Source organism: Streptomyces sp. NPDC097640 (genome assembly GCF_040302705.1).
GTDB lineage: Bacteria > Actinomycetota > Actinomycetes > Streptomycetales > Streptomycetaceae > Streptomyces.
Map to the genome: position 1 here is coordinate 78,057 of NZ_JBEOSB010000024.1, position 26,707 is coordinate 104,763.

The 26,707-nt window shown below is 70.5% G+C and carries 25 protein-coding genes; 17 read left to right on the forward strand and 8 right to left on the reverse strand.

All coding sequences use genetic code 11. From position 1 onward, the window contains the following. Window positions 1–36 precede the first annotated feature (36 nt). The 7 genes from ABTY62_RS32440 to ABTY62_RS32470 all read left to right on the forward strand — a co-directional run bounded on the left by ABTY62_RS32440 (window position 37) and on the right by ABTY62_RS32470 (window position 5,947). Window positions 37–1,308 carry an ABC transporter substrate-binding protein gene (locus ABTY62_RS32440; protein WP_352132994.1) on the forward strand — a complete coding sequence of 424 codons (1,272 nt, stop codon included), beginning with the start codon at window positions 37–39 and terminating at the stop codon, window positions 1,306–1,308. 2 nt (window positions 1,309–1,310) lie between these two features. Then, window positions 1,311–2,276: a carbohydrate ABC transporter permease gene (locus tag ABTY62_RS32445; RefSeq protein WP_352133095.1), complete on the forward strand. Its 966-nt coding sequence runs from the start codon at window positions 1,311–1,313 to the stop codon at window positions 2,274–2,276. Further along, window positions 2,266–3,111, forward strand: coding sequence for a carbohydrate ABC transporter permease (locus ABTY62_RS32450; RefSeq protein WP_352132995.1), 846 nt, complete (start codon window positions 2,266–2,268; stop codon window positions 3,109–3,111). Before ABTY62_RS32445 ends, ABTY62_RS32450 begins: the two co-directional genes overlap by 11 nt. 145 nt (window positions 3,112–3,256) lie before the next feature. Then, window positions 3,257–4,354, forward strand: coding sequence for a DUF3592 domain-containing protein (locus ABTY62_RS32455; RefSeq protein WP_352132996.1), 1,098 nt, complete (start codon window positions 3,257–3,259; stop codon window positions 4,352–4,354). Between the two features lie 66 nt (window positions 4,355–4,420). Next, the gene (locus ABTY62_RS32460) at window positions 4,421–5,284 is read left to right on the forward strand and encodes a DUF3592 domain-containing protein (protein ID WP_352132997.1); all 864 of its coding nucleotides are present in this window, start codon (window positions 4,421–4,423) and stop codon (window positions 5,282–5,284) included. A gap of 41 nt (window positions 5,285–5,325) precedes the next feature. Beyond that, window positions 5,326–5,652, forward strand: coding sequence for a hypothetical protein (locus ABTY62_RS32465; protein WP_352132998.1), 327 nt, complete (start codon window positions 5,326–5,328; stop codon window positions 5,650–5,652). 1 nt (window position 5,653) lies between these two features. Beyond that, window positions 5,654–5,947, forward strand: a complete 294-nt coding sequence (locus ABTY62_RS32470) for a hypothetical protein (protein ID WP_352132999.1) — start codon at window positions 5,654–5,656, stop codon at window positions 5,945–5,947. A gap of 12 nt (window positions 5,948–5,959) precedes the next feature. Here ABTY62_RS32470 and ABTY62_RS32475 read toward each other — a convergent pair whose 3' ends face one another. From ABTY62_RS32475 to ABTY62_RS32485, 3 genes are all read right to left on the reverse strand, one after another. Next, a complete protein-coding gene (locus ABTY62_RS32475; RefSeq protein ID WP_352133000.1) occupies window positions 5,960–6,235 on the reverse strand; it encodes a hypothetical protein in 276 nt (91 codons plus the stop codon). 19 nt (window positions 6,236–6,254) lie between these two features. After that, window positions 6,255–7,136, reverse strand: a complete 882-nt coding sequence (locus tag ABTY62_RS32480; RefSeq protein ID WP_352133001.1) for an endonuclease/exonuclease/phosphatase family protein — start codon at window positions 7,134–7,136, stop codon at window positions 6,255–6,257. A 674-nt stretch (window positions 7,137–7,810) separates the two neighbouring features. Next, window positions 7,811–9,109, reverse strand: coding sequence for a sensor histidine kinase (locus ABTY62_RS32485; RefSeq protein ID WP_352133002.1), 1,299 nt, complete (start codon window positions 9,107–9,109; stop codon window positions 7,811–7,813). Between the two features lie 168 nt (window positions 9,110–9,277). Between ABTY62_RS32485 and ABTY62_RS32490 the strand changes: the two genes are divergently transcribed. The 5 genes from ABTY62_RS32490 to ABTY62_RS32510 are packed head-to-tail and all read left to right on the forward strand — an operon-like array spanning window position 9,278 to window position 14,827. Further along, window positions 9,278–9,901 (forward strand): hypothetical protein, encoded by a 624-nt coding sequence (locus ABTY62_RS32490; RefSeq protein WP_352133003.1) that lies wholly within the window; start codon window positions 9,278–9,280, stop codon window positions 9,899–9,901. Beyond that, window positions 9,901–10,617: an ABC transporter ATP-binding protein gene (locus ABTY62_RS32495; RefSeq protein ID WP_352133004.1), complete on the forward strand. Its 717-nt coding sequence runs from the start codon at window positions 9,901–9,903 to the stop codon at window positions 10,615–10,617. Before ABTY62_RS32490 ends, ABTY62_RS32495 begins: the two co-directional genes overlap by 1 nt. Continuing rightward, window positions 10,614–11,351 (forward strand): ABC transporter ATP-binding protein, encoded by a 738-nt coding sequence (locus tag ABTY62_RS32500; RefSeq protein ID WP_352133005.1) that lies wholly within the window; start codon window positions 10,614–10,616, stop codon window positions 11,349–11,351. The genes ABTY62_RS32495 and ABTY62_RS32500 overlap by 4 nt, the downstream gene beginning before the upstream one ends. Next, entirely contained in the window at window positions 11,348–14,008 is a 2,661-nt protein-coding gene (locus ABTY62_RS32505) for an FtsX-like permease family protein (protein WP_352133006.1), read from the forward strand. Before ABTY62_RS32500 ends, ABTY62_RS32505 begins: the two co-directional genes overlap by 4 nt. 51 nt (window positions 14,009–14,059) lie before the next feature. Further along, on the forward strand, window positions 14,060–14,827 hold the full coding sequence (locus tag ABTY62_RS32510) for a response regulator transcription factor (RefSeq protein WP_352133007.1): 768 nt from the start codon (window positions 14,060–14,062) through the stop codon (window positions 14,825–14,827). 15 nt (window positions 14,828–14,842) lie between these two features. Here ABTY62_RS32510 and ABTY62_RS32515 read toward each other — a convergent pair whose 3' ends face one another. From ABTY62_RS32515 to ABTY62_RS32530, 4 genes are all read right to left on the reverse strand, one after another. Beyond that, window positions 14,843–16,357: an ABC transporter ATP-binding protein gene (locus ABTY62_RS32515; protein ID WP_352133008.1), complete on the reverse strand. Its 1,515-nt coding sequence runs from the start codon at window positions 16,355–16,357 to the stop codon at window positions 14,843–14,845. Next, window positions 16,354–17,202 carry an ABC transporter permease gene (locus tag ABTY62_RS32520; protein WP_352133009.1) on the reverse strand — a complete coding sequence of 283 codons (849 nt, stop codon included), beginning with the start codon at window positions 17,200–17,202 and terminating at the stop codon, window positions 16,354–16,356. Before ABTY62_RS32520 ends, ABTY62_RS32515 begins: the two co-directional genes overlap by 4 nt. Beyond that, a complete protein-coding gene (locus ABTY62_RS32525; protein WP_352133096.1) occupies window positions 17,199–18,119 on the reverse strand; it encodes an ABC transporter permease in 921 nt (306 codons plus the stop codon). The genes ABTY62_RS32520 and ABTY62_RS32525 overlap by 4 nt, the downstream gene beginning before the upstream one ends. 86 nt (window positions 18,120–18,205) lie before the next feature. Further along, a complete protein-coding gene (locus tag ABTY62_RS32530; protein ID WP_352133010.1) occupies window positions 18,206–19,759 on the reverse strand; it encodes an ABC transporter substrate-binding protein in 1,554 nt (517 codons plus the stop codon). 89 nt (window positions 19,760–19,848) lie between these two features. Here ABTY62_RS32530 and ABTY62_RS32535 point away from each other — a divergent pair, with 89 nt between their 5' ends. From ABTY62_RS32535 to ABTY62_RS32555, 5 genes are all read left to right on the forward strand, one after another. Continuing rightward, the gene (locus ABTY62_RS32535) at window positions 19,849–20,625 is read left to right on the forward strand and encodes an ornithine cyclodeaminase family protein (protein ID WP_352133011.1); all 777 of its coding nucleotides are present in this window, start codon (window positions 19,849–19,851) and stop codon (window positions 20,623–20,625) included. A gap of 138 nt (window positions 20,626–20,763) precedes the next feature. Beyond that, window positions 20,764–21,459 (forward strand): pyridoxal-phosphate dependent enzyme, encoded by a 696-nt coding sequence (locus ABTY62_RS32540; RefSeq protein ID WP_502997557.1) that lies wholly within the window; start codon window positions 20,764–20,766, stop codon window positions 21,457–21,459. Window positions 21,460–21,464: 5 nt separating this feature from the next. Further along, complete coding sequence (locus tag ABTY62_RS32545) at window positions 21,465–22,889, forward strand: MATE family efflux transporter (protein ID WP_352133012.1); 1,425 nt, start codon at window positions 21,465–21,467, stop codon at window positions 22,887–22,889. 741 nt (window positions 22,890–23,630) lie between these two features. Continuing rightward, the gene (locus tag ABTY62_RS32550; RefSeq protein ID WP_352133013.1) at window positions 23,631–24,524 is read left to right on the forward strand and encodes an NAD-dependent protein deacetylase; all 894 of its coding nucleotides are present in this window, start codon (window positions 23,631–23,633) and stop codon (window positions 24,522–24,524) included. Between the two features lie 31 nt (window positions 24,525–24,555). Then, window positions 24,556–24,891 carry a transposase gene (locus ABTY62_RS32555; RefSeq protein ID WP_352133014.1) on the forward strand — a complete coding sequence of 112 codons (336 nt, stop codon included), beginning with the start codon at window positions 24,556–24,558 and terminating at the stop codon, window positions 24,889–24,891. Window positions 24,892–24,924: 33 nt separating this feature from the next. On the opposite strand, the gene ABTY62_RS32560 is transcribed toward ABTY62_RS32555, so the two are convergent. After that, window positions 24,925–26,682: an amylo-alpha-1,6-glucosidase gene (locus tag ABTY62_RS32560; RefSeq protein ID WP_352133015.1), complete on the reverse strand. Its 1,758-nt coding sequence runs from the start codon at window positions 26,680–26,682 to the stop codon at window positions 24,925–24,927. Between the last annotated feature and the right edge of the window lie 25 nt (window positions 26,683–26,707).

Here is a 26,707-nt window from a genome sequence, read left to right on the forward strand (position 1 = left end):
GCGCAGCACGCGCCGAGACCACGAAAGACGCACACCATGAACAGAGCAAGAAAGGTGTTCGGCGCCCTCGCGCTGACGACCTCGCTGACCCTGACAGCCGCCTGCGGTGCATCCACCGACGGGTCCGGCGGGAAGAACGCCAAGGACGTCAAGCTGCGGATGACGGTCTGGACCTCGAACCAGGACCAGCTCAAGCTGTTCGACTCGATCGCCGACGCCTACCGGGCCAAGCACCCCGAGATCTCCTCGATCACCTTCGAGAGCCTGCCCTTCGAGGACTACAACACCACCCTCACCACCCAGATCGCCGGCGGCAACGCTCCCGACCTGGCCTGGATGGGCGACCTGTCGAGGGACCTGATGGCCTCCGACGCGCTGGTCGGCCTGACCGACAAGCTGAAGGCGACCCCCGGCTGGCAGTACGACGACCTGGAGGCCAGCGCGACCAAGGAGTTCAGCCGGGACGGGACGCTGTACGCCTACCCGTTCTCCACCTCGCCGTACGCGCTGTACGTCAACACCGACCTGTTGGCGAAGGCCGACCAGAAGATCGACCCGAAGAACCTGACCTGGGACCAGGTCGCGGCCGCCGGGGCCGCCGTCCACGCGGACACCGGCAAGGCCGGATTCGTCGTCCGGGACTTCGACTACAAGTCGTGGAACATGCTGGCCACCGTGTGGACCGGCTTCGGCGCATCCGCCTGGAGCCCGGACGGCAAGACCTGCACGTTCACCAGCCCCGAGATGCAGAAGGCGTTCACCTTCCTGCACGACGCCGCGTTCGAGACCAAGGCCATGCCCGGCCCCGGCACGACGGCCGACTTCTTCGCCGGTGACTCCGCCTTCACCGTGGCCCAGGTCTCCCGCGCCTCGCTGCTCACCGACAAGTTCAAGCACGCGCTGTACCCGCTGCCGGCGGGCCCGGCCGGCCGGTACTCCGTCATCGGCCAGGCCGGCGTGGGCGTCCTCGCCGCGGGCAAGCACAAGACCCAGGCCACCGACTTCCTCGCCTACCTGACGAATCCGGCGAACTCCGAGAAGCTGGCGCAGTTCTTCCCGCCGCCGCGCAAGTCGATGCTCACCGGCGCGAAGCTCGCCGCCGACAACAAGGTCCTGACCGCCGCGCAGCTCCAGGCCGCCGTGGTCGACCAGCTGCCGAACGCCGTCACCCTGCCCAACCACACCAACCCGGCCGAGATCGCCCAGAAGGGCAAGACCGCGCTGGACGCGATGTGGAAGGCCGACGCCGACATCCCCGCCGTACTGAAGTCGGTCTGCTCCGCGATCAATCCGATCCTGGCCAAGTGACCATGTCCGGCCTCACCAAGACCCGCACCAGGGCACCTGACACCTCCCGGACGCCGGCCACGGCCCGGAGCACCTCCGGAGCGCCGTTCTGGACGACCCGGCGCCGAGACGTACTCGCGGGCTACCTGTTCATCACGCCGCAGCTCGTCGGGGTCGTGCTGTTCGTGCTGATCCCGGTCGGGCTGGCGATCTGGTACAGCCTCAACGACTGGAACGTCTTCTCCGGCGCGCAGACCTTCGTCGGCGCCGACAACTACAGGGCCCTGGCCGACGATCCGCAACTCCCGTCGATACTGGGGGCGACCGCGATCTTCTGCGGCGGAGTCGTGGCCTTGAACATCGGCCTGGGCCTGCTGCTCGCCGTACTGCTGAACCGGCGGTTCCGCGGCGCGACCTTCTTCCGCACTCTGTTCTTCTCCCCGGTCGTCGTCTCCGTGGTCGCCTGGACCCTGGTCTGGGGCTTCCTGCTCCAGGACAACGGCGGTGTCAACGGGGCTCTCGGCGCCGTCGGCATCGACGGCCCGAACTGGCTCCAGCGCGGCGACACCGCGATGCTGTCGGTGATCGTCACCCAGGTGGTCCGCAGCGTCGGCGTCAACATGGTGCTCTTCCTGGCCGCCTTGCAGGGCGTGCCGACACAGCTGTACGAAGCCGCCCGGCTCGACGGCGCGGGAAGCAGGGTGATCTTCACCCGGATCACCCTGCCGCTCATCTCCCCCACGGTGCTGCTGACCGCGATCATCACCGTCGTCGGAGCCTTGCAGTCGTTCGCGCAGATCGCCGTACTGACCAGCGGCGGCCCGGGGTTGAGCACCACCGTGCTCGTGTACTACGTCTTCCAGCAGGCCTTCGAGTTCAACCACATCGGTTACGGCTCGACGCTGGCCCTGATGCTGCTGTCCTTCGTCATGCTGCTGACGCTGGTGCAGTGGCAATTGCGCCGTAAGTGGGTGTTCCATGAGGAGTAAGCCGCGTTCCCCCGTCCTCAGGCGGGTGGCCCTGCTGACCGCGCTCGGCGTCCTGGCGATCCCGTTCGTGGTGCCGACCGTCTGGATGGTGGCGGCCTCGGTGAAGCCGCTGCCCGAGATCTTCAAAGCCCCGCCGTCACTGTGGACCGCCGACCCCACCCTGTCCGCGTACACCGAGGCGTTCAGCTTCCAGCCGTTCGCCCGGCAGTACATGAACAGCGTCTACATCGCCGTCCTGGTCACCCTGATCACCCTGCTGGTCTCCAGCCTCGCCGGATACGCCTTCGCCCGGATCCGCTTCCCGGGCGCGAACGCCCTCTTCCTGGTGGTGCTGGTCGGCCTCCTGGTGCCCAGCGAGGTGACGATCGTGCCCTTGTTCCAGATGTTCAAACGAGCCGGGTTGATCAACACGCACTGGCCGCTGATCCTGGTCACCGCGCTGGCCGGACCGTGCGTCCTGGCCACCTTCATCATGCGGCAGTTCTTCATCGCCCTGCCGACCGAGCTGGAGGAGGCGGGCCGGCTGGACGGCCTCGGCCGCCCCGCGCTCTGGTGGCGGATCTTCCTGCCGCTGGCCAAGCCGGCGTTGTCCGCGGTCGCCATCCTGACCTTCCTCACCTCGTGGAACCTCTACCTGGAACCCACCGTCTACCTCACCTCGCCGGAGCTGTTCACGCTGCCGCAGGCCCTCACCCGGTTCACCGACTCCTACGGGGCCGAGATGTGGAACACCCAACTGGCGGCCGCCACCATGACCGTCCTGCCGGTCCTGGTCGTCTTCGTCATCGCCCAGCGCCAGTTCGTCGAGGGCCTGGCCCACTCGGGCCTCAAATGAGGCCGGAACGGCCCCTGCCGGCGCACCGGACCCGGACACCGGCGCCGGGCCCGCCCACTCCCCGGGTGGGGTCGTTCCCAGCAGCCCAGGAGGCAGACACGTGGAGATCCACCGGCCGTCACCCGACCCCGACACAATCACCGCCATGACGATCACCACGGGCGCCGCGCCCCCCGCACGGAACACACCCCTCGTCCTCGCCCGAGGGGTCCTGACAGGTGGTGTGATCGGGGCGTCGCTGGCCGCTCTCGTCGTCGGCGGCATCATCGAGAAGTGGCCGCTGTTCGCCACCGGACTGGGTCTTCCCGTGGTCTACGGCCTGCTCTACTTCCTCGCCGGTGCGCCGAGGCGGGCCCGGGAGGCGGCGATCGCGCCCCGTACGGCGCTCGCGATCGTCGAAAGCGTGGAAGCCGTCGGGGGCGAGGCGACCAGCGACGTGGCGGTGCGGTTCGTGTCGACGGTCGCGCCGGACGACGTACCGGCGTACCGCGTCGCGTTCACGCAGAACATCAACCTCGCGGACCTGCCCGACTACCGGCCGGGCGGCGTCGTGGTGGTCCAGTACCCGCCGGACCGGCCGTGGCGGGTGAGGATCGTGAAGCGGCCGACGCCGGAGTGGGAGGAGCGGGCGGCCGGTGCCCTCCTGGACTCGGCGCCGGGGCCGGCCCTGGTGAGCGAGCCCCCAGAGGGCTGTGCCGTCGGCATCGTCACGCTGCTCGCCGTGCTGCTCGCCGCGGCCGGTGTGGTCCTGCTGTTCCGCGCCGACCTGTTCGACGAGGACGCCTCCGCGCAGCCGCCGTCCTCCACCCAGCCGTCGACCTCCTCCTCTTCGTCGACCACGGTGGAGTCGTCGGCCTCCGGCACGGTCACCCTCGGCCCGCACCAGTCGTTCCTCGACAAGGGCGAGCTGCGCAAGGCCGTCGCCTCGCTCGCCAAGGGCACGGACGCGCGCGCGGCGCTCACCGTCGTCGTACAGGACCGGCTGCTGTCGATCGTGTACGCGCCCACCGGCTCGCAGGCCCCGACGTTCGACCCGGACTCCCTGCCCTACGACCACTTCCCCGCCCTCGTCGAGAAGGCGCGGACGGGCCTGGGCGTCGGTTCGCCGCAGACCTGGCAGCTCACCGTCGAACGCCTCACCGGCTCACTCACCATCAGGGTCAGCGTGACGGGGACCGAGGGAGCGGCCTCGCTGGAGGCGGACGGGGACGGCAAGGTGGTGCGGCGCACCCCGGCGCACTGACGGACGCCGCGCCGGCCGCGTCTCACGGCCGCATCTCACCGACGAAGAGGAAGAAGGGGGAACCGCATGGGCCTACAGGGATATCTGGCGCTGTGGTGCGCGGTGTTCGGCACCGTCGCACTGGTCGGCTACACCCGGTCGCTGGCCGGAGTGACCGCGGCCCAGCGAGCGGTCCGGGTCCTGGGGCGGATCGAGCAGGTCCGCGAACCCAGGCACGGAAGCTCGCAGCACGACGGGATACCCGTGGTCGTCTCCTTCCAGGACCCCACCACCGGTGAGGAGTTCACCGTGACGAACGACCGCGACCACGGGGAGAGCATCACGGCGGCCTGGACGGGCCGGGAGGTCGGGGTCCGCTACCCGCGCGGAAGACCGCACGCCTACCGGTTCTTTACCGGCGACCTGGGGGCAGGCCGACGCGGCCTCGGGTGGCCCAACTTCGCGCTCTTCCTGATCTACGTCGGACTGGTGGTCTTCGCCGCGATCGACTGGAGCTGGCCATGGGCCCTGATCGGCTTCGGCGTGCCCTGGACCCTGTCCGGCGTGTGCTACATGCCCCAGAACGCGCGCGCGGTTCGCCGCCGTATCGACGCGCTGACCTCTCAACCCCCCGTTCCGGGCCACGTCATCGCCGTACTCACGGACACCAGCACCGACAGTGAGGGCGGCACCTACACCAGCCACACGCCGGTCATCGCCTTCACCACCCACGAGGGCACGACCGTCACCGCCTACTGCACCGACCAACTGCCCGACCCCACCCACTCCCACGGCCGCAACATCACGATCCACTACGACCCCGACGACCCCGCCGTCTTCACCCCGGACCTCGCGTCCGAAGACCGTTCCCGCGCGCTCGACATCACCTGCGGCACCGTGGCGCTGCTCCTCGGTGTGGCCGCGGTCGTCGTCGGGGCGACACTGCTGTGACAGCCGACGAGCGATGGTACGCACCGGAGGACTTTTCCCCCATGGATCCCCTCACGTTCGACTACGAGAGCCTGCATGTGCGCGTGGACCGGGGGGTGTTCGAACTGTTCCGGCCGTACAACCTCGAGACCACGCTCCGGATCCCGCTGCCCTGGCTCGGGGTCCTGGTGCACTACAGGAAGCCGGGCAAACCCGGCGAGCTGATCTTCGGCGGCGTACGCAATCCACACGCCGCCCTCTACGGCACCGACCTGGCCTCCTTCGGGTACCGCTCCACCGAGGCGGTCCGGGTGCCCCACAGTGACGAGCCGTTGTTCCGCGCGTACTTCACCGAGGTGGCCGCGCTCGCCGACCGGCCGGTGATCTGACATGGAACCACTGGTCTTCGAACACGGCGATGTGCACCTGCGGGTCGATCACGGCATCTTCGAGGTGTTCCGGCGCAGCCGCACCATCGGCTCCTACCGGGCTCCGTTGAGCTGGCTCAAGGTGCGCGCCGAGACCCGCAAGAGTGGGGTGACCCGGCTGCACTTCGGCAACATCGCACACCTCGACGAACCGCTCTACGCGCCCAAAACCCAGCCCGGACACCTGCTCGCCACCATCGAGATCCCGACCTTCACCAGGCTCGCCCAAGTGTCCGACCGCCCGATCGTGTCGTAGCTCCGAGGCCGGTCACCCGACGGCCATTCCCTCACCCCGGCCGCCGGGTGCGAGAACGGGACGGGGCCCTCCCCTGCGCCGGACCAGCAGGTCGAGCTGGAGGTGCAGCGCCGCTGTGGTGCGCGCGCCGTCACCGGTGGCGAGCAGGCCCAGCAGGGCGCCGCTCAGGACGGCGAGGACGAGGGTGCGCTGCGCGCGTGCGCTGTACGTCTTCGCGGTGATCGAGCACGCCACCCGCCGGGGGCGGATCCCCGGCGCGACCGCACACCCCACCGCGGCCTGGGCCACCCAGGCCGCAGGCGCCCACTCAAGTTGGGTCCAGGTCGGTGTGCAGCAGGTGGTGGTCCGAGTACGGGGTCGGAAGCACACGGTGCTCGAGCGGGACGATGCCTCGCAGGAAAATGTAGTCAAACTTGCTCTGCCAGTCGGTGGTCGGCTTGCAGGTTCCGGTAGACGAGGGATGACACTGGGGGTCTGTGTCCGCGGCCAGTGCCCACATCCCGATGAGCTCGGGAGCGTCCGGCACAGCGTTGAAGTCGCCGAGAACGATCGCGCGGTCGTGCCGGGCGACGGCTGCGGCGAGTATGTCGGTCTGGTCTGCCCGGACTGCCTCCTGACGTCGTTCAGCGAGGTGTGTGTTGAAGACCCGGACGGACCGGCCGCCCACCCTGGTGGTGACTGCCATGTACCCACGGTCCTCGGATCCGCCGTCGGGGTATTCCACGTTGACCGGGTTCGTCATCGGCGCCGCCGAGAGGACCGCTTGGCCGAATGCCCCCGGACTCCACGGCGCTCCCCCGCAGCGGCCCCAATTCCGGAGAACCGTCCCGTACTCGACGTGGTAGACCAGCCCGTAAAAGCCCTCCAGATAGTCCCGCATCCTCTCGACGTCACGCACGCACGCTTCTTGCAGGCCGATCACCTGGGGCGCATACGTGGCGATCTCCGCTGCGCGGTCGACGTTGCTTTCCTCACAGGGGTTGCAGATGTTCCACGTCATGACCCGGTTCGGCACGACACCCCTGACGGCATCGACGGGCAGTGGCCGGGCGAGGGGCGCGCCGCTTGGTGCGCTGGGGCCGACGAGCACCATGCAGGCCGCGATCACGGCGCCCGCGAACCACCGCGTGTCCCTTCCGAGCACCATCGCCTCCTCAGAGTGGATACACGTGGCATCCGACGTCTTCATGCACGAGGTTATGGGACGGAGTTGTGAGCAACATACGCGGTGTGCCGGATCTCATTGCGCTCGGACGACCCAATGACTCTCTCGCAGTGTGCGTTCATCCGCGGGGTCCGTGGTGCGGTCTTCACGGTTTCGACGTCCCCGGCCGCGAAGACCGCGTCGAAGGACTCGCTGTATCTGCCGTCCCGGTCGCGGATCAAGACGCGCACCGACTCGAAACGCACGCCCGTTTCGACGGCGAGGTTGCGGGCCTGCTGAACCGTCCGCCGCGCGGTCGGGCGTGCGGTCACCCCAGCGACGTGCAGGCGACGCGTCGGTAGGCGGCCGCCCAGGGCTGCTCCGGTGCTTGCTGTAGTCCCATCCGCGTGCAACAAGCCATCGGTGCCATGCGAGCAGGGTCCCCGGAGTCACCGGGAAATCCCGCCTCCAGCGACTTCCGCGTCACCTGACACACCAGCGAGACGATCACCCCGGCATGATCCCAACATCCCCACAGACCTCGCCAGACCCCCTATGAGCAGCAGCGACGCATCTCTGAACGGCAGGCGGCGAAGGGCGGGTGAGCGGTCACCGCGACTCGGTGCCCGGCGTCCAGCAGGCGCCGCCCCAGGCTCATGAAGGTTGCGACATTCCCTCGCGAACCGGCGGTGACGATCAGCCGAACGCAGCGCCGTCCGTCACTCGCCTTCGGGTATTGGCAGGAACAGGGTGAAGGTGGTCGGCGACGCCCGTACGAGTGTGAGCCGGCCCCCGGCCGCCCGCGCCATGTCGCGCGCCAGGGGCAGGCCGATGCCGCTGCCGGAGCGGGAGGTGGTGGCCCCCCGCTCGAAGACGATCCTCGGCTCGAGGGCCAGTGAGCCCTCGTCGGCGACGTCCATGGCGATCGCGCCGCCCATGTCGCGCACCGTGACATCGACGGCGCCCCGGCCGTGCTGTCGCGCGTTGTCCAGCAGCACGTCCAGGATCTGCTCGCCGGTCCGGTCCGGTATGCGCAGCGCCCTGCTGCTTGGTTCGAGCACGAAGTCCAGACGGCGGCCTTCGGCGGCGAAGGCGCCGTGCCAGCGGCGTTCCACACGGTCCACCACCCCGGTGAGCGGCCCGGCGCGCTCGGAGACTTGTGGTCCGGGGGCAGCTCTGGCCAGGCGCAGGACCTCGTCGACCGTCCGCTGAAGGTGCCGGGACCGCTCCAGGGCCTCCTCGACGGCCGCCCTGAGGTGGCCCGTGTCCGGGTCCGCGGCGGCCTCCTCGAGACCCAGCTGGAGGCCCGCCAGCGGCGTACGGAGCTGATGTGAGGCGTTGGCGCTGAAGTGCCGCTCGTGTTCGAGCAGCGTGGTCAGCCGCTCGACCATGGTGTTCTGGGTGCGCGCCACCTGGTCGATCTCGGCGATCGCGCTGCGGTCGGCGCGCGCGGTCAGATCGCCGTCGGCGACCGCCACGGCCGTGGCCGACAGCGCCTCCAGCGGTGCGGAGAGCGTGCGCGCCTGGCGCCGCGCCACCAGTACGCCGGTGGTGAGCGCGACCAGGGCGGTGCCGGCGAGCGCCAGCCACGCGAGGGTCACCCGGCCCCATGCCTCCTGGGTGCCGTCCGCCGCGCGGACCACGCCGGTGACCCGCTCCGCCGTCGACACGGGCACAGCGGCAACCATCTCCTGGCCGTCGCGGCCGCGCGCCACGACCCCGGCCATGGCCCGCCGGGTCACCGGATCCGCCGTCGCGGGCCCCTGCCCGTCGCGCAGCCGGCCGGCGAGGTCGTACAGACCCACCCGGGCATCCGATTCCCCGGTGGGCAGCTCCGTGTGATCCCCCGACGCGAACTTCGCGCCCACGCGCACGGCGGCCGCCAGGGCAGCCCGCTCCAGCTCACCGCGCTCGTCCGCGAAGAAGGACCGCTGGATCCCCACGGCCAGCGGCGTGGCGAGCAGGACGAGCGCCACCATGACCGCGACCACCGCCACGCGCACCACGCGCTTCCTCATACACCCATCATGACCACCCGGCGAGCCGAACGGCGCCCGGCTGACCAGGATGCTGCTTCTCGGCACCGTGTTTTGCCGTCGTCTCACCTTCGTCGTAGCGGGCTTTCAGCAGCCTCTCCCTAGCGTCGTGGACATCACCGACCCGCTCGCCTGTGGAGGACAGACACCATGACCAAACGAGGCATTCTCGCCGTCCCGGCCGCGATGGCCCTGGCCACCGCGGTTCTCGCGGGCTGTTCGGGAGGCGGGGGCGGCTCCGGCTCGCACAGCGGCTCCTCCGCCTCGTCGACCGCGGACCGGCCCGGCCCCGCGCCCACGGAGTCCAACCCGCCCGGCGACATCCCCGACAACCAGGTCTATGTGTCCTACCGGCCTTCTGGCGCCGGGTTCACCCTGAAGGTCCCCGAGGGGTGGGCCCGCTCGTCGGCCCAGGCCACCACTGCCTTCAGCGACAAGCTGAACAAGATCCAGATCGCCTACGCCACCACCTCGGCGGCGCCGACGGTCCAGTCGGTCGAGGCCCATGTGGTCCCGGCCCTCAAGAAGCAGGCACGGCACTTCTCCCTGGAGAAGGTCACGACCGTCTCCCGCAAGGGTGGGCAGGCCGTACGGGTCACCTACCAGGCGGACTCGGCCCCCAACCCGGTGACCGGCAAGGCTGTGCGCGACTCCGTCGAGACATACATCTTCTTCCACAACGGCCACCAGGCCACCCTGACCCTGTCCGGACCGACGAACGCCGACAACGTGGATCCCTGGCGTATCGTCAGCGACTCGCTCCGGTGGCAGTGATGGCCGGCCCGACGACCGCGTCCGCCCCCGCGACCGAGACCGGCCCGGACAGGGCGGCCGCCATCGAGGCCAGGGACCTCTACCGCTTCTTCCGCACCGGCGAGGAGGAGACGCTCGCGCTGCGCGGGGTATCCCTGAGCGTGGGGCGGGGCGAGACCGTGGCCGTGGTCGGGCCCTCGGGCTCGGGCAAGTCGACCCTGCTGGCCTGTCTGGCGGGGCTCGACGAGCCGGCCGGGGGCTATGTCCATGTCGGCGGGGAGCGGATCAGCCACCGCCCCGAGGCCCAGCGGGCCCGGGTGCGCGCCCGGCGCATCGGGGTGCTGCTCCAGTCCGGCAACCTCATCGCCCATCTCGACGTACGGGAGAACATCCGGCTCGCCCAGGCGGCGGCCGGACGCCGCACCCACGCCCACGACGTCGCCGAACTGCTGGAGGGGGTCGGCCTCGCCGGCCGGGCGCACGCCCTGCCGCACCAGCTGTCCGGCGGCGAGCTCGCCCGCGCGGGCCTCGCCGTCGCCCTGTCGAACGACCCCGATGTGCTGCTCGCCGACGAGCCCACGGGCGAGTTGGACGGGCGTACCGAGCGCCGCGTGCTCGACCTGCTGAAGATCCGAGCCGGGGCGGGCCGCGGAGTCCTGGTCGTCACCCACAACACCGAGGTCGTCGGCTTCGCCGACCGGGTGCTGGTGCTGCGCGACGGGAGGATCGAGCCATGAGCGCCGACGTCGCCGCCGATGTCCTCATCGACTGCCGGGATGCCTCCCGCACCTACGGCCAGGGGGAGAACGCCATCGTCGCGGTGCACGGCGCGACCTGCCGGGTGAGGGGCGGTGACCGGATCGCGATCATGGGCCCTTCCGGGTCCGGCAAGTCGACGCTGCTGCACCTGATGGCCGGCCTGGAGCGGCCGACCAGCGGCGAGATCGACTGGCCCGGGCTCGGCCGACGGGCCACCGCCGGGCACATCGGCGTGGTGTTCCAGTCGCCGAGCCTGATCCCGGCCCTGGACGTGGCCGAGAACGCGGCGCTGCCGCTGGTCCTCGCGGGCACCGCGGAGTCCGCGGCCCGCCGCCGCGCGCTGGCGGCCCTGGAGGCCGTCGGCGTGGCGGACCTGGCGGGCAAGCTGCCGGAGGAGATCTCCGGCGGTCAGGCCCAACGGGTGGCCGTGGCCCGGGTGCTGGCCCTGGGGCCGCGCGTGGTCCTCGCCGACGAACCCACCGGCCAGCTCGACCGCGCCACCGGCGGGCATGTCCTGGACGTCCTGCTGGACGCCGTGGCGCGACTGGGCGCCGCGCTCGTGGTCACCACGCACGACCCCACCATCGGCGAGCGCCTCGCCGAACGCTGGCCCATGCACGAGGGACGGCTGATCGCTCCCGCCCGCGCCGAACCCGGACCGAACGGGGCGCCGCCCGCGCCCACCCACGCACGTCAAGGAGAGAACCCGTGATCACCACCTGGCTGTCCGGGCTGGTCAGACGCCGCCGGGGCAGACTGCTGGCCGCCGCACTCGGCATCTCGCTCGCCGTCGCGCTGGTCGCGGCCCTGGGCTCCTTCCTGACCGCCTCGAAGTCGACGATGACCGATCGCGCGGTGCGCTCGGTCGCGGTCGACTGGCAAGTCGAGGTTCAGCCGGGCGCCAACCCCGGCCAGGTGCTGAGTACCGTACGGTCCGCCCCCGGGGTGCACACCGCCCTCCCGGTCGGCTTCGCGCACACCACCGGCTTCCAGGCCACCACCGGCGGGTCCACGCAGAGTACCGGCCCCGGCGTCGTCCTCGGCCTGCCGCCCGGCTACCGCACCGCGTTCCCCGGTGAGATCCGGCAACTGACGGGCAGCGCGTCCGGGGTGCTCATCGCCCAGCAGACCGCGGCCAACCTGCATGTCGCCCCCGGGGACACCGTCACCTTCGGCCGCCCCGGCGGCCGCCCGGCGCATGTCAAGGTGGCCGGAGTGGTCGACCTGCCCCAGGCCGACTCGCTGTTCCAGAAGGTCGGCGCCCCTCCCCAGTCCCAGCCCTCGGCACCGCCCGACAACGTGATCCTGCTGCCCCCCGCGCAGTTCGCCTCCGTCACCGCCCCCGTCAAGGCCGCGGACCCGGCCGCGGTCGCCACCCAGATCCACGTCGCCCGCGACGCACGCCTGCCCGCCGACCCCGCCGCCGCGTACACCGCGGTGACCGGCGCCGCGCACAACCTCGAGGCGCGCTCCGCCGGTGGCGCGCTGGTGGGCGACAACCTCGGCGCCGCGCTCGACAGTGCACGCCAGGACGCCCTCTACGCCCAGATCCTCTTCCTGTTCCTCGGCGTACCGGGCGCCGTGCTCGCGGCCCTGCTGACCGCGGCCCTGGCGGGCGCCGGCGCCGACCGGCGCCGGCGGGAACAAGCCCTGCTGCGCACCCGGGGCCTCGGGTTCCGCAAGGTCGTCGGGATCGCGGCGACCGAGGCCGCCGTGGTCGGCGTGGCCGGTGGTCTGATCGGGCTCGGCATCGCCGCCGCCGCGGGCCGTATCGTCTTCGGGACCGTCTCTTTCGGCACCACCACCTCCGCCGCGGTCGGCTGGTTCCTGCTGGCCCTGCTGCTGGGGCTGGTCATCGCGGCCCTGGCCGTCCTGCTGCCCGCGGTGCGCGATCTGCGGCAGGGCACCGTCGCCGAGGCCCGCCGGGTCGTCGGCCGGGCCCGGACCCCGCGGTGGATGAGGTTCTGCCCCGATCTGATCCTGCTGGCCGTCTCGTTCTTCGTCTTCCGGGCCTCCAGCGGAAACAACTACTCCCTGGTCCTGGCGCCGGAGGGGGTGCCCACCATCTCCGTGTCCTACTGGGCCTTCCTGGGCCCGGCCCTGTTGTGGCTCGGCTCCGCCCTGCTGCTGTGGCGGCTGGTCGTACTCGCCCTGACCTACGGGCGCCGCCCGCTGGCCCGGCTCGTCCGGCCACTGACCGGCCCGCTCGCAGGGACCACCGCGGCGAGCCTGTCCCGGCAGCGCCGCCCGCTGGCCCGGTCCATCGTGCTGCTCGCGCTGGCCATCTCCTTCGCCGTGTCCACGGCGGCGTTCAACGCCACCTACCGGCAACAGGCGGAGGTCGACGCCCGGCTCACCAACGGCGCGGATGTGACGGTGACCGAGTCGCCGGGCTCGACCGTCGGCCCCGGCGCCGCCCGCCCGCTGGCGGCCATCCCGGGCGTGCGCCATGTCGAACCGCTTCAGCACCGGTTCGCCTACGTCGGCTCCGACCTCCAGGACCTGTACGGGGTCCGGCCCTCCACGATCACCTCCGCCACCTCCCTTCAGGACGCCTACTTCGCCGGCGGCAGCGCCAAGAGCCTCATGGCCAAGCTCGCGGCCCGGCCCGACTCCCTCCTGGTCAGCGAGGAGACCGTCAAGGACTTCCAGCTGGCCCCGGGCGACACGCTCAAGCTGCGGCTCCAGGACTCCAGGACCAAAGCGTTCCACACCGTGCCGTTCCACTACGCGGGCGTCGTCAAGGAGTTCCCGACCGCGCCGCGCGACAGCTTCTTCGTGGCCAACGCCGGCTATATCGCCAAGACCACCGGCAGCGGCGCAGTCGGCACCTTCCTGGTCGACACCGGAGGCGCACACCAGAAGTCCGTCGCCGCGAAACTGCGCCACCAGCTCGGCACCACCGCGAAGGTCACCGACATCACCCAGACCCGCTCCGCCGTCGGCTCCAGCCTCACCTCCGTGGACCTCGCCGGGCTCACCAGGATCGAACTCGCCTTCGCCGTGCTGCTGGCGGCGGGTGCGGGCGGCATCGTGCTGGCCCTCGGCCTCGCCGAGCGCCGCCGGACCTTCGCCATCGCCACCGTGCTCGGCGCCACGCGGCGGCAGCTGCGCGGGCTGGTGTTCAGCGAGGCCGCCGCGCTCACCGCGGCCGGGCTGGCCGGGGGCGCGCTCATCGGCTGGGCCCTGACCCAGATGCTCGTCAAGGTGCTGACCGGGGTCTTCGACCCACCGCCCGCCGCCGTGGCGGTGCCCTGGCCCTATCTGGGCCTGACCCTCCTGGCGGCCCTGGCAGCCATCGCCACCGCCGCGCTCAACGGCGTCCGCAGATCCACCCGGCCGGCGGTGGAGGAGCTCCGTGAGCTCTGACCTGACCCGGCGGCGCGCATGAATCGCGCCGCCGGGCCTAGGCTTCGGGGCATGCGTACGACACGGGCTGAGGACTCCGTATCCGTGCTGGTCGTCGAGGACGACGACGTCATCGGACGGCACCTGGAGACCGGGCTGCGCGGCAGCGGCTACCAGGTGACCTGGAGCCGGACCGGCGGCTCGGCGCTGGCCGAGGCCCGGCGGCTGCCCCTCGACGTCGTCCTCCTCGACCTGGGCCTTCCCGACGTGGACGGCATCCAGGTCGCCCGGGAGCTGCGCGACGAGTACCCCGACCTCCTCATCGTCATCCTGACCGCGCGCAGCGAGGAGATCGACGTGATCGTGGGCCTGGACGCGGGCGCCGACGACTACCTGGTCAAGCCCTTCTCGCTGACCGTGCTGCTCGCCCGGCTCCGCGCCCATCTACGCCGCCGCCCGGCCGGCCCGCCGGGGCCGAGCGAGCCGGTCAGGCTGGGGGACCTGACCGTGGACATCACGGCCCGCCGCTGTCTGCTCGGCGACCGTGAAGTGGAACTGCGCCCCAAGGAGTTCGAGCTGCTCGCCGTGCTGGCCCAGCACCCGGGCGAGGCCGTCTCGCGCGAGACGCTCATGGCGCGGGTGTGGGACGAGAACTGGTACGGACCCACCAAGACCCTGGACGTCACCATGTCCTCCCTGCGCCGCCGGCTGCACACCGCCGCGGCGGCCTCCCCCGTCCCGCTCGAGCTGCCCGAGTTCACCACGTTGCGCGGACACGGCTACCGGCTCGAACCGCCGCCCTCCGGCGCGGCGGGACCGGGAAGCCGACCACGCAGCTGACCACGGGCGCGGCCGTTACATCGCGGGCAGGAGTTCGGCCGTGGGGCCACTGGTGCTGATCCGGCCGGTGTCCATCAGGTGCACGGTTTCGGTGTAGCGGGCGATCAGGTGGTGTTCGTGGGAGACCACGACGAGTGTGGTGCCGTGCTCGTTGCGCAGGCGTGCGAGGAGGTCCATGACAGCCGTGGCGGTGGTGGTGTCGAGGGCGGAGGTGACCTCGTCGCACAGGAGGACGTCGGGGCCGGTGGCGAGGGCTCGGGCGATGGAAACGCGCTGGCGTTGGCCTCCGGACAGCTCGCCCGGGTAGCGCTCGGCGAAGTCGGCGGGGAGTTCCACCTCTTCAAGGAGTTGGGCGATTCGGTCGCAGATCTCCCTCGCGGCGAGGCCGGTGTGCAGGCGAAGGGGCCGGGCCAGCTGATGTCCTATGGTGCGCCGGGGGTTGAGTGCGGCGAGCGGGTTCTGAGGGACGAGCTGGATACGGCGTTGCTGTTCCCGGGTGCGGCGTCGCGCCGTGGCGGCCAGCGCCTGCCCGTCGAGGATGAGTTGGCCGCTGGTGGGCGGATGCAATCCGGCCAGGACCCGCAGAAGGGTGGTTTTACCGGATCCCGAGGGGCCGATCACGGCCGTGGCGGAGCCGGCCGGTGCGGTGAAGTCGATCCCGGTCAGGGCGGGCCGCCGGTGGCGGCCGTCGCGGAAGTGGACCTCGACACCCCGCGCGGAGAGAACCTGGTTGGCTGTGCGCTCCGGCACGCCCGCTGCCGGCGGCCGTGTGGCGGTACGGGGCGAAATGGTCGGCGGCACGGCGCGGGGCGCGGTGATGTGGACGGTGTGGTCGGCGCAGGCGTCGCGGAGGCGGGGATCGTGGGTGGCGATGACGACGGCCAGGTTTCGGCTTGCGGCGAGGTGGCGCAGCAGGTGGGCGATCTCGTCGCGCAGGGCGGTGTCGAGTCCGGCGGTGGGTTCGTCGAGAAGGAGGATCTGCGGTGTGCGGGCGAGGGCCCTGGCGAGGGCGACGCGGCGCTGTTGTCCTCCGGAGAGGGCGGTGGGCCGGCGCCCGAGGAAAGTGCTGTCGCCGGGGAGCCGGCATTCCGCCAGCAGGTTGCGGACCGACTCGGCGGAGGGGTTCGTGGCCAGTTCGGCGACCAGGCGGTGGACCGACATACGGGGGTTGAGTGCCGAGCCGGGGTCCTGGCCGACATAGGCGACACAGGTGCGGCGCAGTCGGCGCAGTGCGTCAGGGGCGAGGGTGTGGGGCTGTCGGCCGAGTATGTCGAGGGTGCCGGCGGTGATCGTGGCCTGGCCGGGGAGATGGCCGATGAGGGCGCGCAGGAGCGTGGTCTTGCCTGATCCCGAGGCGCCGGTCAGGGCCGTGACCTGGCCGGGCCGGATGACCGCGGAGGTGGCGGGCAGCAGGACGGTGCCGTCGGGCAGAGCGACTTCCAGACCGGTGACGGTCGCCACCGGCCTCCCCGTATCGGCCGGGGTGTCAGGTCCGGTGCGGGCCTGGTCGTGGTGGGTGGGGTCGCTCACGAGCGGGTGACCGCCTTCTGCGTGGTGTCGGGGGCCAATGCCTGGGTGGCGAGGTTGACGGTGATGGCGATGGCCGCGATGGCCAGACTCGGTGCGACGACGGCCCAGGGATTGAGGAGGATGCCCGGGCCGTTTTCCCGGACCATCAGGGACCAGTCGGAGGCCGGGGGCTGGGGGCCGATCTGGAGGAAGCCGGCCATGGAGATGAGGTAGACGGCTTCGACGAACCGCAGTCCGAAGAGGGTCAGGACCGTGGAGCGCAGGTTGGGCAGCAGCTCGCGCAGGGCGATGTAGGCGGTGGACTCACCGCGGGTGATGGCCGCCTCGACGTAGCCGGCGGAGGCGAGAGGTGCCGCGGCGGCGGCGACGACCCGTATCGCATAGGGGATTCCCAGGACGACCGCCGCGGCGATGACGGCCCAGCGCCCGCCCCCGGGCCAGGCGAGCGCGATCAGCATGATGCCCAGCAGCGGCGGCAGCAGGATCGCGACGTCGGCGCAGCGTTCGACTGCCCGGCCCAGCACGGGACGCAGGACGGCGAAGCAACCGATGAGGGTGGCAGCCATGGTGACGACGACGGCCACGAGCAACGCGCTTGCGACGAGGAGGGTGCCGCCGTGCAGAAGGCGGCTGAGTACGTCTCGTCCCAGCTGGTCTCCCCCCAGCGGAGCGTCGGCACTGGGGGCGGCGAACGGGGCGGTGACGGGCGTGTCTTTGGAATGCCGGGCCAGCAGAGGACCTGCGACGGTGAGCACGAGGGGCAGGACCGCGACGGCGATCAGCACATGGGTTCTGGCCCGTCCGGTGCGTCGACGCTTGACCGTCGGGGCTACGGCGGTGGTCATGCGCGATCTCCCAGGATGGCCTGGCGGATCAGGTCCGCGGCAAGAAGGACGAGGCTGATGACGGCGCCCGCGCAGACGACGACTCCGGCGATCAGCGGGGTGTCGCGCGATGCGACGGCACCGGCCAGGACCGTACCGATCCCGGGGTAGTTGAAGAGGGTCTCCACGACCACGGCCCCACCCAGCAGCATGCCCGTGGAAGTGGCGAAGCCGGTGGCGATGGCGGGCACGGCTCCGGGCAACTGGTGACGCAGCAGCACCCGGCGGATGGGCAGTCCGTCCAGGTGAGCGGCCTCCACATGGGGAGTGCCGGCCTGGTCGGCGAGGGCTCCGCGCACGATGCGGACGTTCCAGCCGGTCTGCGGGATGACCAGGGCGACCACCGGCATGATCAGCATGGTCCACTGGGCGGGCCTCCCGTCGCTGCCGGTGACGGTGACCGCGGGGAGCCAGCCGGTCCACAAGGACAGCACCAGCAGCAGTACGACGGAAATCACGAACTCGGGCAGGGCGAACGCGGCCGTCGAGACGTGGCCGATGATGCGGTCGGTCAGCCGGCCCGGGCAGGCGGCGGCCCAGCAGCCCAGCAGCAGGGAGATGACGACCGTGAGGACGAACGCGCTCAGGCCCAGTATCAGGGTGTTGGGCAGCGGGTCCGCGAGCAGGTCGCGCACCTTCTGTCCCTGGGCGGAGGTGCCCAGGTCGCCCGTCGGCAGTGCGGTCATCCATTCGGCGAACCGCTCCCACACCGGACGGTCCAAACCCAGCAGGTGCCGACGGGCGGCGATGTCAGCCGCGCCGGCCCCCCGGTCGGAGGTGGCACTGGCCGCGTCCCCGGGCAGGACCTCGACGGCCGCGAACACCACGGCCAACAAGACGACCAGCATGAGCGCGCGGCGGACCACCGCGGTGGCCACACGCACGGCCAGGTGGCGCGGGCGGCGCGGCGCGGTGGCCGCCCCCGTCCGGGGAGTGGCCACCGCGCCGGTCCTGGCGAATGGGCTCAACTCAGCCACACGCCTTCGAGCTGAACACGACCGTAGCCCGCGAGCTTGGGCAGGTTCCGCACCTTGGCCGCGGCCAGGTCGATGCCGTCGGCCATGCCCCACAGCAGGTAGCCCGAGCGGTCGTACTCGATCTGCTGCAACTGTTTGAGGAAGGCGGCGCGCTGCTCGGCGTCCTTGGTACCGATGACCTTGCGGTACGCGGCGTCGAACTCCTTGTCCGCCCACCCCGACTCATTCTGCCCGGCGTCGCTGACCAAGGTCTTGGAGGCGAAGAAGACGACCGAGTCGTTGGTGCCCCAGTAGGTGGTGTAGAAGTCGCCAGTCTTCCAGGTCTTCTCCCAGAACGCGCCGGATTCCTGCTTGACGACCTTCACCTTGATGCCTGCCTCGCGGGCCTGATTGGCGAAGAGGGTCGCGGAGTCGGCCAACCCGGCGATGTCGTCGGTGGTGACCAGATCGTAGGTCCTGGACAGGTCGAAGCCGGCCGCCCTCAGGAGCTTCTTGGCCTGGGCCAGGTCCCGATCGCGCTGGGGGATGCTCTTGGCGTAGTCCGGATCGCCGGTGCCGAGAATGTCGTTGGCGACAGTGCCGTAACCGGACAGGACCTGCCTGACCATCGCCTCACGGTCGACGACCAGGCGCATCGCCTCGCGCACCCGCTCGTCCGCGAACGGGCTGCCCTCGGCGGTGCGCATGACGATCGGCATCGCCATGTCGTTGGGACGGCGCAGGACCTGGATGTCCTTGCGGGTCGCCGCGGTGCGGGCGGCGACCGCGCCGGCGTTGGAGGCCAGGTCGATCTGGCCGGCGAGAAGCGCGTTGGCCATGGCCTGCGGGGTTTCGAACATGGTGACCTCGATGGCGTCGAGGTGCACGGCCGGGCCGTACCATGTGTCGTTCTTCACCAGGCGGGCGTTGCCGCCGCGGTACCAGTCCAGCTTGAACGGGCCGGTGCCCGGCGCCTTGGCGATCTCCGAGTCCTTGGTTCCCTTCTTCATCACGAAGGTGGTGAACCGGGTCAGGACCGGGAACTCGGCGTTGGCGTAGTCGGAGACGATGACGACGGTGTCGGCGCCCTCGGCGGTGATGTTCTCGGCCTTGACCCCGGGCAGCCGGGCCGCGCCTGACGGAGTGTTGCGAAGTCGCTTGAGCGACCACACGACGTCCTCGGCGGTCACCGCGGTGCCGTCATGGAACACCGCATCCTTGTCGATCTTGAATTTCCAGGTCTTCAGGTCGGGCGACGACTCCCATGAAGCGGCGAGACGCGGGACGGTGTTGGTCTTGGCCCCGGGGACGGTGAGGGTGTCGAAGACGAGAGCGATGACGAGGTAGTCGCTCTCGTTGACCTGGGTGCCGTGCGGGTCGCGGGTGATGGCGCTCGCCCGTCCCAGCGCACCCACCCGCAGGGTGCCACCGTTCTTGGGCTTGCCACCACCCGCTGCCGGGTCCGAGGAGGTACCGCCGCCGCTGGAGGAGCAGGCGGCGAGCAGGGCCGTCGCGCCTATCGCCCCGCCGGCCCACAGCACTTGGCGCCTGTTGATGTTCACGTACGTCCTCGATCCACGAGAGGCCACGGGTGCTTAGGTTTGCCTACCCTAACGATAACCATCTCCGCAAGGCATCGCCCGCGAACGTCGTGGCGATCAAGACCTCGTACAAGCACGGCCTGGACAAGGACCGTGAAGCGCAGCACTACTACACTGCCCTGACGATCTACGACGACATCACCGGACTGCCGGTGGCCATGATGGACTGCTCCCGCATCGGCTCACTGCGCACCCCGGCCGTCTCCGCCCTCCTCGCCCGCGAATGCGCGGTCCCCGGCGCACGCTCCGCACTGGTCATCGGCACCGGAACCCAAGGGCGCCTCGCCCTGCCGTTCCTGCTCACCACCATTCCCTCCCTGGACCGACTGATGGCGTTCGGCACCCACCCCGAAGGCATCACCGCAGTCCGCGAGCAACTGTCCGCCCACTTCCCCGACCGGGACATCGAGATGGTCACAGGCCTGCGGGACGCCGCCGCGGACGCCGACATCATCGTCGCTACGGCCGGTCCCCACACCCCGGCCGCCGTCGAAGCGGACTGGCTCAAGCCGGGCGCACTGTCCGTCCTCGTCGGACACGGACTCGCGCCGTCGACCCTGCACCGGGCGGACCGCTCCATCGCCACCAGCGAAGCCCAGATGAACGTCACCGGCACCGACATGGCCGACGCCGAAGGCAAACCCCCCGCAGTCGATGCCGAGTTCCCACCCGTGATCGCCGGGATCGTACCCGGCCGCCTCAGCGACACCGAGCGGATCTTCGCCTACAACAGCGGTCTCGTCGTCACCGACATCGCGCTCGGCCACCGCTTCGCCCAACTGGCCATCGCCCAGGGCCTGGGCACCCAGGTGCCACTGTGGCATTGACCACCAGCGGACATCCTGTCCTCCCCGCGCTGCCCGACGCCGCCACGGACGCGGTCGTGGCCAGCGGACTCCTGCCCGAACTCGCCTACCTTCGCTGCCGTCGTCGACAACCACGCGGCCGCCGACAAACTGCGCGCCATGAAGGCTCTGGGCGCCGAACTCGTGTACGTCGCCGACAATGGCACCGAGGAGCTCGCCACCGCCGCGCGCGAGGAACTCGCCGAGAACATGGCGCGTGAGGACAACACCATCTTCACCGAACAGCACAACAACCCCGCCAACGGCGACGGCTACTTCCCCGTCGCCCACGAACTCAACGAGGCCCTCGACGGCAGGATCGACGTGCTGATCGGCGCCGTCGGCACCGGCGGCGCTCTGTGCGGCACCGGGCGGGAGCTGACCAGGCTGATATCCGGCGTCGCCGTCATCGGCGTGGAGCCCAAGGGATCGATCGCCTTCGGCGGCCCCGCCCACGACTATTACCAGTCCGGCACCGGCACCCCCGAGGGCGCCGAGATCGGCGCTCTGGTCGACTTCGATCTGATCGACGAAGGGGTCAGGGTCGGCGACATCGAGGCGTTCGCGACCTGCCGCGTCGTCGCCCGTACAGGCCTGCTGATCGGCGGTTCGGCCGGCGGCGTCGTCTACGAAGCCCTGACCCGCCTGCCCGCCTCGGCGCCAGGGACGACTATGGTCGCCCTGGTCAATGACGGTGGGGAGAAGTACATGGACACCGTCTTCAACGACGACTGGATGAGCGAACGAGACCTCCTGAGCCCCGAGATCGAGCAGGAAGTCGACGAACTTCTCACCAAACTCCGCAGGAACCGGTAGACCACATGCTGACCACCCTCCTCCGCGACAGCCGTGCGCTCGGCGTGCTCGCGGTCCCTCTCATCCTCACCCAGCTCGCCCAGGTCGCCCTCACGACCACCGACACAGTGATGATGGGATTGCTGGGCACCACCGAACTCGCGGCCGGCGGCCTCGCCATCGTGATCTTCAACCAGATCCGCACCATGGGCGTCGGCCTCGTCACCTCCGTCGGCAACCAGGTCGCCGCCGCTGCGGCCCGTGCCGAACAGGCAGCCCACAGCACGGACGATGCGCAGGAATCGGCGGACACCGACACCGCGCAGGAATCGGCACACGATGATGTGCAGGCCGTCGTACGCGCGAGCCTGGCCGTCGCCACCCTCGCCGGGGCCGCCGGTGCCCTCGTGATGATCCTCATCGGGCAGACGCTGACCTGGCTCGGCCAGCCCCCCTCTGTCGTCGGCCTCACCCAGAAGATGCTCTACGCGCTCGCCCCCGGTTTGCTGCCCTGCCTGTGGTTCCAGGCCATACGCCAGTTCACTGTCGGCATGCGCCGCCCCCAGGCGCTGCTCCAGATCACCCTCGTGTCCATCGGCGTGAACGCGGGCCTGAACTGGATCCTCATCCACGGCACCTTCGGGCTTCCCCGCCTGGGATTGACCGGCGTCGGCATCGCCACCTCAACCGTCTATCTGCTGTCCTTCCTCGCCCTGTACCTCGCCGCGAAGAGGGACACCGCGCTCGCCCCCCTCCTCACCCTCAACATCACCCGCACCGACCCGGCAGTGGCCAAACGTCTCCTCGGCCTCGGCGTGCCGATCGCCGCCACCTACGGCTCCGAGGCCGGATTCTTCTCTGTCACCGCCCTGATGGCCGGCTCCTTCGGCCCCGACGCACTGGCCGCCCACACGGCCGTCAACCAACTCGTATACATCGTCTTCCAGGTCGCCGTCGGGCTGTCCCACGCGGCATCCATCAACGTCAGCCGCGAACTCGCCCTCGGCAACCACGACGCCGCCCGACGCATCAAGAACACCGCACTCGCCTGTGCCGGCGCCGTCATGACCTGCGTCGGCATCCTCTACCTCACCCTGCCCCGGCTTGTGCTGGCACCCTTCCTTGACACCAGCTCCAGCCAGGCCCTCACCATCGCCACCCACCTCCTGGTCGCCACCGCGTTCCTACAGTTCTTCGACTGCGCCCAGAACATCGGTCTAGGGCTCCTGCGCGGACTCCATGACACCAAGAGCGGCTTCCGCATCACGCTCATCGGCTACTGGACCGTCGGACTGCCCGCCGCCTGGCTGCTCGCCTACCCCGTCCACCTGGACATCCTCGGCATCTGGCTCGGCCTCCTCATCGGCCTCGCGGCGACAGCCATGCTCCTGCTGCGCCGCTACAGCACCGCCCTTACGGCCTCACAGCTCCTCACGGCAGCAACCGCCTGAACCGTTGCCGCACGGCCTACAGCCCTGCAAGTGCCGATACATCATCCACGCAGGTGAGAGCTTGATCAGAGATCTTCGATCGTGACCGACACTTGCCCTGGCGTCTTCCCCTGCACACGGCCCCGGCGGCATCATGATCTGTCGTGCTGCTGCACTTGCCGAGAGTGTCATCCGTGCTGTTCATACGGCATGTTAGTGCTCGCAGAGGATCCCGCCGAGTCGATCGCGGCGTCGTATGTCGAGACGGCTGATCTGCTCAGGATCGCGTTCGGCGTGGGTAAGACGTGCAGCCGTCTGGCGTCTGCGATGCCCTGGTGTGGCCAGTGTGCGTTGTAGAGCTGCTCGAACTCGCACAGGGCGGGGAGCAGGTGCCGGTGGTTCCAGATCGAGGTGCGGTCCAAGAGCCCCGTCGGCAGGTCCGGACCCGGCTGACGGCCTGAAGGGTGTCTTTGAGTGTCGTCTTCCGCCCGGCCCGGCGGATGGCCGCGGGAACAGCGGTCACGTTCGACGGCGCGCCTGCCCGATGACGGGCCGGCCACTCCATGTACGAGGGCAACCCGCTGGACAGGTGACACCCGGTCCGCCGAGTCGATCTCGTCCGGGCCCCCGACGCGCCCAAGGCAAACGGCGCTGGGCCCGGCCTCGGCGACCTTCCGGCCCCACTCGCCGGGCCCGTGAACGCCCAGATGGTGCCATCGGCGGCGGAAGCGGGGGTGGCAGCCTGTTCCGTACTCTGGCGGCATGCGCATGCGTCCCACTTTGAGCTGGACCCCTGCCGAGGACCTGCCGCCGGGCAGCACGGATCTGGAACCGGTCGCCGAAGCGCTGAGCACCGGCGGTGTGCTGGTACTCAGCGGGGCCGGCATCTCCACCGAGTCGGGCATCCCCGACTACCGGGGCGAGGGCGGGAGCCTGAGCCGGCATACCCCGATGACCTACCAGGACTTCATAGCCGACGCCCAGGCCCGGCGCAGGTACTGGGCTCGCAGCCACCTCGGCTGGCGCACCTTCGGCCGCGCCCGCCCCAACACCGGGCACCGGGCCGTGGCCGCGTTCGCCCGGCATGGCCTCCTCTCGGGTCTGATCACCCAGAACGTCGACGGCCTTCACCAGGCCGCCGGCAACGAGGGCGTCGTGGAACTCCACGGAAGCCTGGACCGGGTCGTCTGCCTTTCCTGCGGCGCCCTCGGCCCGCGCCGCGAACTCGCCCGGCGATTGGAGGAGGCCAACGAGGGCTTCGAGCCGGTGGCCGCCGGAATCAACCCGGACGGTGACGCCGACCTCACCGATGAACAGGTCGGGGACTTCCGTGTGGTGCCCTGTACGGTCTGCGGCGGCGTTCTCAAACCGGACGTGGTGTTCTTCGGCGAAGCCGTTCCGCCACGGCGGGTCGAGCACTGCCGCAAGCTGGTCCGCGAGGCGACCTCGCTGTTGGTCCTGGGATCGTCACTGACGGTGATGTCCGGGCTCCGGTTCGTCCGCCAGGCGGCCCAGGCCGGAAAGCCGGTACTGATCGTCAACCTGGACCCGACCCGGGGCGACCGGCACGCCGTCACCCGGGTCGCGCTCCCGCTGGGAACGGCCCTCACCGCCGTGGCCAGCCGACTGGGCATCCCGGAATCGGCACAGGCCTGACCCGGAGCAGGCGTGACGGAGCCGGGCCGCGGTGAGGGACGGGAAGTTCCCCGGACCGTTCAATGCCGGCCGCAAAGACGCGGGGATCGAAGTCATCCTCAGCGGCATCCAGATGCCACGAATGAACTCGATCACGGAACGGTGGGTGCAGACTTGCAGACACGAACTCCTGGACCGGACCCTGATCTGGAACCAGCCCCACCTCCCCCACGCGCTCCGGGAGTTCGAGCAGTTCTGCAACACTCATCGATCCCACCAGGGCATCGCGAACGCCCGGCCACTGCACCCGCTGCCCGCACCGATCACCGATCCGGACAAGTTAACCCGCCTCGGCAGCCTCCTCCACGCATATCACCATGCTGCCTGACCTGCATGGATGAAGTTCTCGGCAAGGGCATCTTCATCCGCCCGTCTGCGGGGCGGGCCTGGCGGGCCGGAGTGCGTGGGCTTCGGCGAGGAGCAGGTAGCCGCTGGCGGTCCAGGTGTAGGCGCGGTCGCGCAGGCCGGTTCCGGTGAGGGCGTCGAAGTTCTCCGCGAAGCCGTGTGTCTCGCACAGGGTCCGGAAGCGGGCGCTGATCTCGTCCGCGAGGTTCTGGTGCCCGCTGCGGCGCAGGCCGTCCTCGATGAGGACGACGGCGGGGGCCCAGACGGGGCCGCGCCAGTAGCCGTCGGAGAGGTAGTGCGGTGAGCTGGGCAGTTCGGTCGCGAGCCCGTACGGCGTCAGGTGTGCCTCGATGCGGTCGGCCAGCACCGCGGCGACGTGCTGCGGGAGGTGCTCGCCCAGCGCGATCGGCATCAGGTCCAGCAGGCTGGAGCTGCTCCACGCGTCCCCACTGTGCGCTCCGCGGGCGACGAAGTGGTCACCCTTCCACAGGTCGTCGAGCATCGCGGCCTGAGTCGCATCCGCGGTCCTCGTCCACCGGTCGGCGTCGTCCGGCCGTCCCAGCTCTTCGGCCAGGCCCGCGAGTTCGCGCAGTTGGAGGACCAGGAACCCGGCGAGGTCGGCGGTGGCGACCAGCCGTTCCGGGTCGAAGGTCGTGGCGTTGTCCCAGCCGCTGTCATTGCCGTGCTGGTAGTGGGGAAGGGCGCTGCCGGGCGCTCTTCGCGCGGTGAGCCAGAACTCGGTCCAGCGTGCCAGCCGGTCGTACGTCCGGGCCAGCTCCGCGGGGTCGAGCGGTTCGGGCAGGCGTCGGCGCAGGTGGCCCAGAGCCCAGCCGTGGATGGGGGGTTTGACGTAGTTGTAGAGGATCTCGGAGTGGCAGACGGAGTCGGGCAGGGCTCCGCTCTCGTCCTGGTGGTCGAAGGGGAGGCAGAACTGGTCCCAGGCGGACGCCGACAGACCGGGGGCCATCGCCAGGGCGTTGAAGCAGTGGTCCCAGCTCCAGACCTTGTCCATCCAGTGCTTGGACATCAGTACCGCGGGCCGGGTGACGTAGCCCGCTGGGTTCACCGTCGCGGACCACAGGACGTAGGCCGCCAGTTCGGCGGCCGGGGTGTCGTCCGAGCGCCACGGGGCGACCTCGTCAGCGAATTGGGCGAAGGCGTTCTGCGCGGCGGTCACGACCTGGTCGAAGGCCGTCCGCGCGGTGTAGGGGCGGCGCGCGCTGTCCAGTTCCTCGACAGCGGCCTCCCAGACCCCGCCGTTCTCCCCCGCGATGGCCAGACCGCGCTCCGCGCTGCCCAGGTCCTGGGCGCCGAACGCACCGACCGCGCCGGCGGACAGCGCGGTGATCCGGTAGCGGCGGCCGGTCTCATACGAGGTGAAGACGTGCGCCCCGTCCACCGGGTCACGGAAGAAGTAGGCGCCGGTGAAGGGTGTCAGGGTCTGCTCGGCGGCACAGATACGCAGGCCGAGCCCCTCACCGCGCAGCCGTATGGTGTCCGGTGACTCGTAGGCGAGGTCGATACGCCCGCCTTCGCCGGTCCAGCTGAGCAGTCCCGGTGTCGCCTCGATGCGGGTCGTGGCCCGGGCACCCGTCCCGGCATCGAGGGGGACGAACCGCACCACTGCGTGCATACCGTTCTGGTGCGAAACCAGGTGGAGGTCGTCGGCGTAGGTCTTCTGGGCCACCACAGGCGAGATGCCGAACCAGGACCCGTGGGTGCTAAACGGAATGTCGTGGACGGAGAAGGCCGGGCCGGACGGGTCGGCGGTCATGAGCGTTACTCGTTTCTTCGACGGT